The 11,994-nt window shown below is 36.6% G+C and carries 13 protein-coding genes, 1 pseudogene and 1 riboswitch; of the genes and pseudogenes, 3 read left to right on the top strand and 11 right to left on the bottom strand.

Annotated features, from left to right (window positions below; translation table 11 throughout):
• Together ACLTU0_RS07550 and ACLTU0_RS07545 are read right to left on the bottom strand one after the other, a co-directional pair.
• Window positions 1–422 (bottom strand): annotated as a pseudogene (locus tag ACLTU0_RS07550) (hypothetical protein); the annotation flags it as partial.
• Between the two features lie 167 nt (window positions 423–589).
• Window positions 590–811: riboswitch (cobalamin riboswitch) on the bottom strand.
• A gap of 131 nt (window positions 812–942) precedes the next feature.
• Window positions 943–2,874, bottom strand: a complete 1,932-nt coding sequence (locus tag ACLTU0_RS07545; RefSeq protein WP_412321880.1) for an aconitate hydratase — start codon at window positions 2,872–2,874, stop codon at window positions 943–945.
• Window positions 2,875–2,993: 119 nt separating this feature from the next.
• Between ACLTU0_RS07545 and ACLTU0_RS07540 the strand changes: the two genes are divergently transcribed.
• Window positions 2,994–3,296 carry a hypothetical protein gene (locus tag ACLTU0_RS07540; RefSeq protein ID WP_412321878.1) on the top strand — a complete coding sequence of 101 codons (303 nt, stop codon included), beginning with the start codon at window positions 2,994–2,996 and terminating at the stop codon, window positions 3,294–3,296.
• A gap of 19 nt (window positions 3,297–3,315) precedes the next feature.
• Here ACLTU0_RS07540 and ACLTU0_RS07535 read toward each other — a convergent pair whose 3' ends face one another.
• The gene (locus ACLTU0_RS07535) at window positions 3,316–4,209 is read right to left on the bottom strand and encodes an SPFH domain-containing protein (RefSeq protein WP_117967223.1); all 894 of its coding nucleotides are present in this window, start codon (window positions 4,207–4,209) and stop codon (window positions 3,316–3,318) included.
• A gap of 1 nt (window position 4,210) precedes the next feature.
• A complete protein-coding gene (locus ACLTU0_RS07530; RefSeq protein ID WP_412273844.1) occupies window positions 4,211–4,645 on the bottom strand; it encodes an NfeD family protein in 435 nt (144 codons plus the stop codon).
• Window positions 4,646–4,772: 127 nt separating this feature from the next.
• Between ACLTU0_RS07530 and ACLTU0_RS07525 the strand changes: the two genes are divergently transcribed.
• Window positions 4,773–4,937, top strand: coding sequence for a hypothetical protein (locus ACLTU0_RS07525; protein ID WP_022229391.1), 165 nt, complete (start codon window positions 4,773–4,775; stop codon window positions 4,935–4,937).
• Between the two features lie 129 nt (window positions 4,938–5,066).
• On the opposite strand, the gene ACLTU0_RS07520 is transcribed toward ACLTU0_RS07525, so the two are convergent.
• From ACLTU0_RS07520 to ACLTU0_RS07490, 7 genes are all read right to left on the bottom strand, one after another.
• Entirely contained in the window at window positions 5,067–5,537 is a 471-nt protein-coding gene (locus tag ACLTU0_RS07520; RefSeq protein ID WP_412321877.1) for a flavodoxin, read from the bottom strand.
• Window positions 5,538–5,707: 170 nt separating this feature from the next.
• Window positions 5,708–6,448, bottom strand: coding sequence for a carboxymuconolactone decarboxylase family protein (locus tag ACLTU0_RS07515; protein WP_412321875.1), 741 nt, complete (start codon window positions 6,446–6,448; stop codon window positions 5,708–5,710).
• A 12-nt stretch (window positions 6,449–6,460) separates the two neighbouring features.
• Window positions 6,461–6,805 carry a MerR family transcriptional regulator gene (locus ACLTU0_RS07510; protein ID WP_337870065.1) on the bottom strand — a complete coding sequence of 115 codons (345 nt, stop codon included), beginning with the start codon at window positions 6,803–6,805 and terminating at the stop codon, window positions 6,461–6,463.
• Between the two features lie 90 nt (window positions 6,806–6,895).
• The gene (locus ACLTU0_RS07505; RefSeq protein ID WP_412321873.1) at window positions 6,896–7,774 is read right to left on the bottom strand and encodes a LysR family transcriptional regulator; all 879 of its coding nucleotides are present in this window, start codon (window positions 7,772–7,774) and stop codon (window positions 6,896–6,898) included.
• 98 nt (window positions 7,775–7,872) lie between these two features.
• On the bottom strand, window positions 7,873–10,224 hold the full coding sequence (locus ACLTU0_RS07500) for a M13-type metalloendopeptidase (RefSeq protein ID WP_412321871.1): 2,352 nt from the start codon (window positions 10,222–10,224) through the stop codon (window positions 7,873–7,875).
• Window positions 10,225–10,227: 3 nt separating this feature from the next.
• Entirely contained in the window at window positions 10,228–10,914 is a 687-nt protein-coding gene (locus ACLTU0_RS07495; protein WP_412321869.1) for a flavodoxin family protein, read from the bottom strand.
• Between the two features lie 19 nt (window positions 10,915–10,933).
• Window positions 10,934–11,128, bottom strand: a complete 195-nt coding sequence (locus ACLTU0_RS07490) for a PspC domain-containing protein (protein WP_412321868.1) — start codon at window positions 11,126–11,128, stop codon at window positions 10,934–10,936.
• A gap of 202 nt (window positions 11,129–11,330) precedes the next feature.
• On the opposite strand from ACLTU0_RS07490, the gene ACLTU0_RS07485 reads away from it, so the two are divergent.
• Window positions 11,331–11,994 (top strand): S-layer homology domain-containing protein (locus ACLTU0_RS07485; RefSeq protein WP_412321866.1); only part of this gene is annotated, 664 nt, incomplete at its 3' end.

Here is an 11,994-nt window from a genome sequence, read left to right as displayed (position 1 = left end):
AATGCCCATATTGCACCGTTTATACCTTGCCAAGTAGTTTTTTCAAAATCTCCTAAAGGAAGTAATAAATTATATCCACCGACATTTTTAGGGTCTTTTCCGATTGATGTGAGTGCAATTATAACTCTTGAATATTCGGTATATTTTTTGTTATGCAATACACCGCCACATTCTTTTACATAATTGACAACATTGTTGTAATAATTCTCGTAATAGCCGACAGGTATATCACCGTCATTTCTGCTCAGTCCCATTATCAGCCACTCACCGCCTATCGATGATACGGCAGGAGTTTTCGAATTATCATATAAATATTTTTCCGTATCACTTATGACGCTGTTTATATCGTCAATACTTACCGCAAAAGCATTTGCAGATGAAATCAAAACAAACGATAAAATTAAAGATATTATTTTTTTCATTAATACGCTCCGTTTCTGTAAAATCAAATAAAAAAAGCTGTGATAATTTTTTCAAATTATCACAGCAGAGTTTTCCTGTGTATATCACATATCGGCACGCAAACAACACGCTTAATACATTTATATAAGCGTACGATACTACTGCTCCTATATTGACAATATCAATAAGTACGGAGCAGTATCAAAGCAGGTCTTCTGACTCGTATTATATAAAGCAAGCTTAACATTTTTATATTCGCCTTCTCAGTTTCCCAATGACTGACTTTCATCAAAAAATATAAAAACTTCAATACATACAGCGACTGTTATCGTTCGGAATTCTCACCCGATTCCCTTTTCACCGACTATACCCATACAATATAGCCGACACTTTGTGTGATTATTCATTTTTTAGTATTATATCATCAAAAATATGTACCGTCAATGTGCTATATTACTAAAGTTACACTTGACATTCACATATTTTATACCTTATAACACAAAAAATGCGACACCTAAAAGCATCGCATTTTGAATTACATTATGAATTTTGTTTTGTATAGTTAAGAAGTCCGCCTGCGTAAAGCATTTCTTTTTGACGGTCTGACAAATCTGCATTAACCTCAAAATCAAAGCCTTTTGTTACGTTTGTCACCTTAATAACTTTACCGTTGGCAATTTGCTTACCGATATTTTCAATCTTCAATTCGTCCATTTGGTCAATCTTATCGTAATCCGATTCATTTGCAAATGTTAGCGGCACGATACCGGCATTAATAAGATTAGCCATATGAATTCTTGCAAATGACTTAACGATAACTGCCTTAACACCCAAATACAACGGTGCAAGTGCAGCGTGTTCTCTTGAAGAACCCTGTCCGTAGTTTGAACCGCCGACTATTATACTCTTACCAAGTTCAAGTGCTCTGTCGTGGAACTTTTCGTCACATACAGCGAAACAGAATTCCGAAATCTTAGGAATATTTGAACGCAACGGCAAAATCTTTGCACCGGCAGGCATAATATGGTCTGTTGTGATATTATCGCCGACCTTTAGCGAGCATTTTGCATCTATTGTTTCAGCTAACGGCTCTGATACAGGGAAAGGCTTAATATTAGGACCTCTAAGCACTTCAATACTGTCCATATCCTTTTCATCTGCCGGAGGAACTATCATATTATCGTTTATAGTGAACTTTTCAGGCAATGTTATATCAGCCGCGTCACCAAGTGTTCTTGGATCTGTAAATACACCTGTAATAGCTGAAATAGCAGCTGTTTCAGGTGATACAAGATAAATCTGACCGTCTTTTGTACCACTTCTGCCTTCAAAGTTTCTGTTAAACGTTCTTAGTGAAATACCCTTTGAATTAGGTGACTGTCCCATACCTATACAAGGACCGCAAGCACTTTCCAGTATTCTTGCACCTGCGTCAATCATAATAGCCAAAGCACCGTTATTTGCAAGCATATTCAAAACCTGCTTTGAACCCGGAGCAATTGCAAGAGAAACATCAGGATTAACAGTCTTACCTTTTAGAATATGTGCAACTTTCATCATATCAAGAAGTGATGAGTTTGTGCATGAACCGATACAAACTTGGTCGATCTTCATACCGCTAAGTTCACTTACCGACTTAACATTATCAGGTGAATGAGGGCAAGCTGCAAGCGGTTCAAGTTTGCTAAGGTCTATATTAACTTCTTCGTCATATACAGCGTCTGCGTCTGCACATAGAGGTGTGTATGCCTCTTCTCTGCCTTGTGCTTTCAAGAATTCATGTGTTATTTCGTCTGATGGGAATATTGATGTTGTTGCACCAAGTTCCGCACCCATATTTGTAATAGTTGCTCTTTCGGGAACTGACAAAGTTTTAACTCCTTCACCGCAGTATTCGATAACTTTGCCTACACCGCCCTTAACAGAAAGACGCTTTAGAACTTCCAAAATTACATCTTTTGCGGCAACCCACGGTTGAAGTTTGCCTGTAAGATTTACCTTAACGACTTTCGGGCAAGTAATGTAATATGTACCTCCGCCCATTGCAACAGCAACGTCCATACCGCCTGCGCCTATGGCAATCATTCCTATACCGCCGCCTGTCGGTGTATGGCTGTCCGAACCGATAAGTGTTTTACCCGGAATACCAAAACGCTCAAGATGTACTTGGTGACAAATACCGTTACCGGGTCTTGAGAAGTAAATTCCGTGTTTTTTACAGACACTGCCGATAAATCTATGGTCATCAGCATTTTCAAAACCATTCTGCAATGTATTATGGTCAATATATGCAACAGAACGCTCTGTTTTTACTCTTGGCACACCCATAGCCTCAAACTCAAGATATGCCATTGTACCTGTTGCGTCCTGTGTAAGGGTCTGGTCAATTCTAATTCCGATTTCACTGCCTTTTACCATCTCACCTTCAACAAGATGTGCAGACAGTATTTTTTCTGTTAATGTTTGTCCCATAACAACTTCCTCCGTAAACTCATTTTTCTATACTATTTTAATACAAATCCTATGTATTTGTCAAGTCATACACACCTTTTATTTAAAACCGCATATTATAAAGCGGAGGTGTTTTAGATATGATGGATATATGTTTTATTGCATTGTTTACCGTGTTTTGTACTATGGGAATATACTTCTTTGTAAAAGAAATTACATCGGCACTTTTGAAAAACCATATTAAAACGAAAATTCTTCTTGAAGTACATAATTCCGATATTGATATTGAAGGTCAGATACGTTCGATTATTTCGGCAAATCCCGAAAGCGATATATTGATAAGCGATAAAAGTGAGAATGACGAAATAGGTATGATTCTTCATAAAATGTCCGCTGATAATTCGTGTATAATTTTAGACAACGTTAAAAGCTCCCAAAAATAAATTTTGGGAGCTTTTTAAATTATTTATCTTCGTTTTTTGCTATTTCTTTTATCGACGTTACAAGTCCTGCAAGTCCTTGTATTTCCGACGGTATAATTATCTTTGTAGCCTTGCCGTCAGCGGCTTTTTCAAAACTTTCAAGTGCCTTTATTGCAATATACGGTTCACTTGGCTTTGAGTCGTTAATTCTTCTGATACCTTCTGCAACGGCTGTCTGTACTGCGATAATTGCTTCAGCCTCACCTTCTGCCTCTTTAATAGCGGCTTGTTTTTTAGCCTCTGCACGAAGTATTGCAGACTCTTTTTCACCCTCTGCCAAAAGAATTGCAGACTTCTTTTCACCCTCTGCACGAAGTATTGATTCACGTCTTTCTCTTTCGGCTTTCATCTGACGTTCCATTGCGTCTTGAATTTCAGCAGGAGGCATAATGTTTTTAAGTTCAACTCTGTTAATCTTAATACCCCATGGGTCAGTTGCCTCGTCAAGAATTGCACGCATTTTTGTATTTACAGTATCACGAGATGTCAATGTTTCATCAAGTTCAAGGTCACCGATAATGTTTCTTAGAGTTGTTGCAGTAAGATTTTCAATAGCCATCATAGGTCTTTCAACGCCGTATGCAAACAATTTCGGGTCGGTTATTTGATAATAAACAACCGTATCAATCTGCATTGTTACGTTATCCTTTGTTATAACAGGTTGCGGCGGAAAGTCAACAACGTGTTCCTTTAAATTAACTTTCTTCGCAATTCTGTCTATAAACGGCACTTTAAAATGAAGTCCGACACCCCATGTTGCGTAGTAACCGCCAAGACGTTCAATAATGTATGAATGTGCCTGTGGAACTATTTTGATATTTGCTACAATAATCACCAAAATAATTATTAATAAAAGTATAATTGCTAATGGCATTTTAATCATCCTTTCTCTTTACAATAAGTTTTACACCCTCAATTTTTTCGATAACAGCCGTTTCGCCTTTGAGTACATGAGAGTTGTCTATACTTCTTACAGTCCAGACTTTTCCGTCAACTTTGCCCTCTCCCAAGCCTCTGATATTATCGACATCGCTTGTTATCAAAACTTCTTTACCAACCAAACTTTGAGCATTTGTTTCAACATTTCTCGGTTTGAAGAACTTCATCGACAACGGTCTTAAACACAGTATACAAATAAATGATACCACGATAAACACAGCCATTTGAACATAGAAATTCGTACCCAAAAATGCCGCAATCATTCCGCCTAACGCACCGATTGCAAACCAAATGCTGACAAGCTGATAAGTAACTGCCTCAAGAATAATAAACGCTATTATTCCCAAAATCCATATTACAGCCTGTTCCATAACTATAACCTCCCTCTATTGCATTATATATTAAAAGTTATAAACTTACAATAGTTTTTTAAAAATATTTTTCACATATGTTTTTCTTTTACATATTATATATTAAAAGATTACAGAGGTGGGATATATGCTTAATTGTTGTATGAGAGGTTGTTCAAAGGCAGTTGGGCTGGCGGCTTTGTCATTTTGTGCGGGTGTGATAGCGGGAGCATTTCTTCCTATGGCTATTATTGCGGTAATCGAAATGATTTTTCTTCTGCTTTTTGGGTATTTGTGTTTGTTTAAATGGTAGAAAGGAGTAGGTAAAAATGAAAATCGTTGTCGTAAAAATGCCAAAATGTCTTAGAGGTATCGTTAAAACAATTTTTAAAATGTAGTACATAGAAAAAGGAAAGCAACTTAATGCTTTCCTTTTTCAGTATTATAAATTGCTTACCCAATTTTTAATTTCTTTTTCCGATATACCGTTTACCATTTTACCTGTTTGCCATTTTGCATTCGGGCTCAGTTTGCTCAAAACATCAACTGTCTTACCCATACCGCTGCCACCTGAAGTTGCAAACGGAACGATTGTTTTACCTGACAAGTCATAGTTTTCAACAAATGTATCTATAATTGTAGGTGCAACGTACCACCAAATTGGGAAACCAATTAATACTGTATCGTAATCTGCCATATTGTCAAGCTTGTTTGCTATTTTCGGACGTGAGTCGGGATTGCTCATTTCAACTGAACTGCGACTTGTTTTATCTCTCCAGTCAAGGTCTGCATTTGTATAAGGCATTGTAGGTTTAATTTCAAATAAATCCGCATTAGCCACTTTTGCAATTCTTTCCGCTACGCTCTTTGTAACACCGCTTGCGGAAAAATATGCTACCAATTTTTTACTCATTTTAAATTCCTCCTAATTACTTATTGAATCCGCTGTTTGTAATCCATTTCTGTATTGTCTGTCGCTTGTGTTGTTTCGCCTGCAACACAACCTGTTATACCGCAAAATACAAGCGAGCTGTAAATTCATGTTATTATTGATATTATTCTTTTTATTGTGTTTCTCTCCTTTTAGTTTTCTTTTGGATAATGTTCATCATCAACAGGTTCAAGCCATTCATTTGATGTATTTTCACCCGGACACTCAACTGCCAAATGGCTGAACCAACTGTTTGCCTTTGCACCGTGCCAATGCTTGACACCTGCAGGAATAGCGACTATATCGCCCGCTTTCAGGCTTTGCGGTTCTTTGCCTTCTTCTTGATACCAGCCTTCACCGTCTACACATAAAAGAAGTTGACCGCCACCGCTTGTTGCGTGGTGAACGTGCCAATTATTACGGCAACCAGGCTCAAAAGTTACATTTGCCACAAATACCGTTTCATTCGGATTTGTAAGCGGTTTTAAATAACTGTTTCCGATAAAATACTTCGCATATGCCGTATTTGCCTCACCAATACCGAACATTCCACCGTGATTTTCAACAGTAGTATCATCGGCATACACTTCTTTTACAACACGAAATGCCGACCACGCGTTCGGCCAACCCACATAAAAAGCAAGATGTGTTAAAATCTCTGCCATTTCTGTTTTTGTAACGCCGTTTTTCTTTGCGGTCATTGCGTGGTACTGAAAAGAACTGTCGATTAGACCTTTGCTAACCAATGCGGTTACTGTAAGTATTGATCTCATTTTTAAAGACAATTTATCTTCTCGCGACCATACTTCTCCGAATAATACATCATCATTCAGTTCTGCGAATTTCGGAGCAAAATCGCCTAAACTGTCCCTACCTGCTGTTTGTTTTACCATTTTAAATTCCTCCTAATTATTATTTTTTATTTCATTCTTTAAATAATCTAAATTAGATATTTGTTTTTCTAATATATGAATTTTGTCAAGCGCTTTTTTTCGTTTTTGACTTAGGATTTTAAGACATTCCTCGTCATTTTCGCCTGACAGTATAAGCTGCATATATTCATCAATATCTTCTTTTGAAAAATCTGTTTCATACAATGTCATTATCATACTTAATCTTTTTATATCTTCATCATTATAATGCCATTCGCCCATAACTCTTTTTACGGTTTTGCAAAGTTCCATACTTTCATATTCTTTTAAAATCTTTATGGGAATACAGTATTTTTCGCTTGCCTCTTCTATTGTCATAATTTCCTCCATAAAAAATATAGATGTCTTTTATTTGACATCTATATTCTATCAATAACAAGTACATATGTAAAATACTTATATTGTATTTCAAGCTATACATTCAAGGCATTTCTTAATGTGTTTTATAAAAGAATTGACAGACGGTGAAACAGTACGATTTTTTCGCCAGACTATTACAGTTCCTGTTTCAAGCATCGGTGAAAGCGGCTTAAAGCATAAATCGTCGTAATACATATCACTGTCAATACACAGTGCCAAACCTACTCCGCCTTTTACAAGCGATTCGGTATTATATATAAGGTCACAGCTTGCCACTATTTTGATATTGTCGCAGCAATCACCGAACCAATTTTCTATTTCATTTCGTACGCTTTCACGTTTTGCGAATATCAAAGGCTGACCTGCTAAATCTTTGGGAGTAATATATTCTTTTTCCGCAAGCGGACAATCTTTTCGCATTATAACTCCCCATTTTTCTTTTTGCCCCAAACGCACAAATTCATATTTACTTATATCGACAGGCTCTTTCAAAAGACCAATATCAACAGTACCGTTTTCAATTTTATCTTTAATATCGTCAGCAATTCCACTGCAAACCTCAAACATTACTTTCGGATTTTCTTTTCTGAATGATGCCGCCAACTTTGCAACTCCACTCAATACACAAGTTTCTCCGCTTCCAATGGTTATCGTTCCCATAAGCATATCGTCACTGTGTGACAAATCTTCTCTTATCTTTTCTTCTATATTTATAATTTCCTGTGCACGTTGTTTTAACAGTATTCCGTCCTCTGTAAGTGATATACTGTGTTTTCCGCGTTTAAATAACTTCACTCCGAGTTCTTCTTCCATCTGCATAAGCTGTCTTGATAAAGTAGGTTGCGTTACATTCAGTCTTTGTGCCGCTCTTGTTATATTTTCCTCTCGTGCAACCATCAAAAAATATTTTAATACTCTAAGTTCCATCGTAACCTCCGAATATTTGTTCTTTATTTTAGTTTATCACAACAATTAAACAAAGGCAATCCGAAAATTCCGAATTGCCTTTAACTTAATATTTTGTTTTACCAAATATGCACTCTGTCCTCAGGGGCAACATACATACCGTCATTTTCCTTTATGCCGAATGTGTCATAAAATTCCTGGTCATTTACAATAGTACGGTTTGTACGCAATTTATCAAGACAATGAACATTTGTTTGAGAAATATATTGCATATATTCACGGCTTGAGCTTGACGCCCATGTTCTCGCTATTGATTTATATAATGCCTCGTAATTCGGATTGTCAAGGTGAGAAACTATTTCCGTTATACAAGATACCGCACCCAAATCGGCTATATTTTCGCTCAATGTCAGCTCACTGTTCACAGCAATTCCCGGTGCCGCCTCTTCTCCTTCATAAAAAGCTTCAACATCCTTGCAAAGTTTTGAAAATGCACTGTAATCTTCTCCTGTCCACCAGTCAGTCGCATTACCGTTTTCGTCAAATTTAGCACCGTTATTGTCAAATGCGTGTGTAATTTCGTGCGCAATAATATATCCGATACCACCTAAATTTTCTTCATATGACGCGTTTACATCATATATAGGTGCTTGCAGTATTCCAGCCGGGAATGTTATACTGTTTGCCAACGAGTCATACATTGCATTAACCGTATAAACAGCCATGCCCCAATCATTTTTATCTATCGGTTCGTCTTGATGTTCAATCAAATTTTTCACCTGCTCTTTGGAGATTGCAAGCATATTTTCAAAATAACTTCCGCCGTCTGCAGCTAATTTAATTTCAACATCGTCCATATATGACTGAACATTTTCGGGATAACCTACATTAATTTGCATCGTATCAAGTTTTTTCAATGCCTTTTCCTTTGTGGTATCACTCATCCATGTAAGCTTTTCAATCCTTGTTCTGTATACATCTATTATGTCACTTATCATTTTCTCGACATTTTGTTTTGCCTCTTTGCTGAAATAATTTTGAGCATATAATTCGCCAAGATAGTCATACATAACGTTTTCTATTGTTATAGTTGCTCTTTCCTCCGCGGTATAACTTCCCTCTGTTCCGTAAAACGCATTTTGGAAATCGGTTGACACTTGTGTAAATTCTTCATTTAACGTTTCGCCCCAACCCAACAATACTATAAGTTTGGCTCTTGTCTTTAAAACATCGATATTGTCTTTATTATAAAGTTCTCCGTTTTTCTCCAACAGACCAACGTCCGAAACAAGGATTTTACCGTTATACTTCAATTCCGAATCCTTTAATATTTTTGAAATATCCATATTCGGTACTGCTTTCTGCAATTCTTCCAATGTATACAGATTGTATATTTTGTCAACGTCAGCATTATCCTGTGTATCAAGCATACTCTCGGCAAGCTGTTTTTCAAAATCAAAATATGCCTCTGAATGTTTTTGAGCGTTTTCTTTAGTTTCTCCGCTCAATACTAAATTTTCAGTCAAATAATCTTTGTATGCTTTTATCTGCTCCGCATCGTCTGACATATATATGTCTTTCGGCAATATCGGTGCTATCATATAAAAATCCGGTATATTTTTTGTGTTGTCCTTAAAATCAGCCGTTACCGAAAAATCACCCAATGCCGATATACAAAGTTCCTTAATCAATTCACTGTTTATTTCGTTCAAATCCTTAATTGTCTTTACTTCATCAATTTTATCAAGATACGGTTTTATTGGTGTAATACCTGCTTTATTTCTTGATTCCGTATCTGTTATATTGTTGTATAAATCAGCTATTTTCTGTTCTTTTGTACCTTTTTCGTGTGATTGGTTTATGATATTTGCCAGCAAATCATTTATTCGCTCTGTATTTTTATCATCTAAGCTGTATGCATTACCTGCAATCAATCTGCCGGGTTTTATTTCAAAATTGTTTAGTGCGTCTTTATTAACCGTTGCATAAAAATCGTCTTTTAAATTGCTGCCGAAAACCGCATATGTTCTTTTTATAAACAAGTCCATTTGAGTGTCGGTTACATTTTCATCAGGTGAAAATATTCCCTCCGAGGTTCCTGCCACAATACCTGCGTCAAATACGTCCGCAAGTTCGGTTTCTGCCCACTTCGGTATGTCCGTAAAATCTTCTTTAGGTATTGCTATACGTTTTGTGTACTCGTTCAGTTCAGGCATTTTTCCAAAAGCACGCTTTAACATAACAAGTGCCTCTGCTCTTGTTACATTCCAATCTTCGTGAAGTTCGCCGTCCTCATATCCTTGTATAATATCCTCTTTCTTTACATTTGGGTTGTAATCGTCTGCCGCAACCAATAACATATCCGCAACCTGACCTCTTGTTACATATTGGTCTTTAGCCGATACGACATACATACTGCCAACAGCTATTGACAATGCCAAAAGTCCCGAAACTACCTTTTTAATTTTCATCCTTTACCCCTCCGTTTTATAATTATTAATCCAATATTCATCATCAACATTTGTCATTTTTCTTTTTAAATGCAATTTTGAAAACATCGTATATAACATTTTAACTTTTAATGACATAGTGACCTTTTCGGAAGTCTTATTTATTTTTCTTGCTGTTTTATCAAGTTTTTTCAAAAGCGAATTTTTAAATTTATCGGGCATATTGTCCCAAAAATATCCCCAAACACCTTGACAGACAGAATAAGTCCTTGCAACTCCCCAATAATCCATACTGTCCTTTATATCTTTAACTGTTGCTTTTAAGCCTCCGCCGCCAGCACTTGCAAGTATAACGGCTTGTTTCTTAAGCATTTTAAAATCGGGACGATGAACCAACCACCTGTATCCGAAATGGTCAAGAAAACTTTTAATTTGACCCGGAATATGACCTACATAAACAGGCGAACAGAATATAATAAGACTTGAATCATCAAATGCGTCTAATATAGGTTTCAAATATTTATATCCACCGCACTTTTCCTCATCGCCTTTTATACACGCATAACATCCGCAACATATATGTGGCATATCCTCCGGCAAAGTAAATTCATAAACTTTATCAACATTTTCCAGCTTAGATATAAGATATTCAGCCGAATTATATGTAGTGCTGTTTTTTCGTTTATTGGAACGAATAAGTGTTATATTCATATTTTCCTCCGCAAAATTATTATATTATTTTATTCGGATAATCGGGAATAACAAGTGCGGCAATGATGTATGCCAAAATTCCCGTTCCGAAGAAAACCACAAGCACAACCCAAATTAATCTCACTATCGTTGAATCAATCCCCAAATATTCCGATATTCCTCCGCAAACACCGCAGAGCTTTCTGTCAACATCAGATTTGTATAACTTTTTCATAATAATCACCCTCCGTTAATTATATTTTTCCCCAAAACAAATAATTTGTTGATTGTAAAATCTTTACTTTATTATATATGTTTATTTTTTTAATGTAAATAGATTATAAAAAAAATTTATAATTATTTTTGAATTTTAATGTTTTTTTAAGGTTTCTGTCTTATACTTCAATTATGGAAACGAAATAAAGGAGGAATTCAAAATGTTAAAGAAAAAAATTACAACTCTATTAATCACAGCGGCTTTGCTTACTTCGGTAATGCCTGCGGCCTTTGCCGATACTACGGAACAGCCACCGCAAATGCCGACACAGTCACAGGGCGAACAGCCGCCTGCAAAACCTGACGGAGAACAATCCGACGGTGAGCAACCACCACAAATGCCTAACGGCGAACAACCGCAAGGTGATATGAATGTATCAATTCCGTTCACCGATGTTGCAAGCGATGCTTGGTATTACAATGTAGTATCACAAGCATACGGAAAAGGACTTATTTCCGGTATGAGTGATACAGAATTTTCACCTGAAAGCTCCGTTACGGGTGCTCAGCTTATTATGATGCTTTACAGAGCAGACGGCAATGCAGTCAGCGAACAGACAAGCGGTAATTGGTATGACGAGGCAGTAGATTGGGCTAAAGAAAAATCAATCATCTCCGACAACAACGGTTGGACTTTTGACGCAAATGCCGATTTAACACGTGAGCAAATGATGGTATTGTTATATAAATATTTGCAATACAAAGGCAATGATTTATCGGCTTTAGATGATTTATCATCATACACTGACAGTTCTGAAATTTCAGCATATGCCGAAAATGCAGTAAAAGCACTTGTAGGTAAAGGAATTATCGAGGGTGACGGCG

Source organism: Hominilimicola sp., assembly GCF_046972485.1.
Taxonomy (GTDB): Bacteria; Bacillota; Clostridia; order UBA1381; family UBA1381; genus Hominilimicola; species Hominilimicola fabiformis.
This window is presented reverse-complemented; position numbering and strand designations above follow the sequence as displayed.